Genomic DNA, 1,168 nt, shown 5'->3' with positions numbered 1-1,168 from the left:
TACTTTAAATTTTAAAGTTTTAATATTTTATATTTTGGCACACACAATTCAATTTTTTGGCCTAGATTGCTTAATAATAAATCAATTCCAATTATTAAAAGATTCGAGGGCCCGTGGGGCCTTGAATCAACCCCGGAGGGGGGTCGATTCTTCATCTCGATCTTCTTCTTCTGCTTCTTCATCATTTAATCTAATTTTTTTTTTTTATGTTTTATTCCCTAACAATAATCTCGATTTTAGAAGTTCTTTTGGTATTAGTTCCCTCTTTATTAGCAGTAGCTTATGTGACAGTAGCGGAAAGAAAAACTATGGCAAGTATGCAAAGAAGATTGGGTCCGAATGCCGTAGGTTACCTAGGACTTTTGCAAGCATTTGCTGATGCTTTGAAACTTTTACTAAAAGAATATGTAGCACTTACACAAGCTAATATGACATTATTCTTTTTAGGTCCTGTTATTACATTAATTTTTTCTCTTTTAGGTTACGCAGTAATACCTTATGGACCGTCATTGGTTATTCAGGATGTGAATTTAGGTATATTATATATGTTGGCTGTTTCTTCTCTAGCGACCTACGGAATACTTTTAGCTGGATGAAGTGCTAATAGTAAATATGCTTTTTTAGGGTCATTAAGAAGTGCAGCCCAATTAATTAGTTATGAGTTAGTCTTAAGTTCTGCGATACTTTTAGTTATTATGTTAACTGGAAGTTTTAATCTTGGTGTGAATACTGAATCTCAAAGGGCTGTTTTATTTGTATTACCTTTATTGCCTATATTTATTATATTTTTTATTGGATCGATTGCGGAAACTAATCGTGCCCCCTTTGATTTAGCTGAGGCTACTAATATGATTTGGTCTCATTAAAGATCACAAATTGCTGGAAACTCCTTTGAGGCTAGGACAATCAGCAAGGAAGTTAACATATAATGTTAAAACCTTCAGAGACTAGACGTGATCATTAAATAGACGCCTTGCGGCTCTATAAGATAAGGTATAGTCCAAATTTGTATGTAAATACAAAATGATAAAAAAAATGAAATCATATATAAATATGAACTCTACCGTTACTACCTTAGGTGCGAACTATTTAGTTCATACAGGTTATTTTAATACTATATCTAGATTAAAAGTTTGTACAATAGCTAGTTATAGATATTATTCTACTT

1 pseudogene is annotated in these 1,168 nt (G+C 32.3%); it reads left to right on the top strand.

From position 1 onward, the window contains the following. The first annotated feature begins 206 nt into the window (after positions 1-206). A pseudogene (locus IEX62_RS24275) lies at positions 207-866 on the top strand (complex I subunit 1 family protein). The last annotated feature ends 302 nt before the right edge of the window (positions 867-1,168 follow it).

Origin of the sequence: Paenibacillus hunanensis (assembly GCF_014645615.1) — a bacterium.
Lineage (GTDB): Bacteria > Bacillota > Bacilli > Paenibacillales > Paenibacillaceae > Saccharibacillus > Saccharibacillus hunanensis.
Note: the sequence above shows the minus strand (reverse complement) of the source record. Positions and strands in the feature narration are given on the sequence as shown.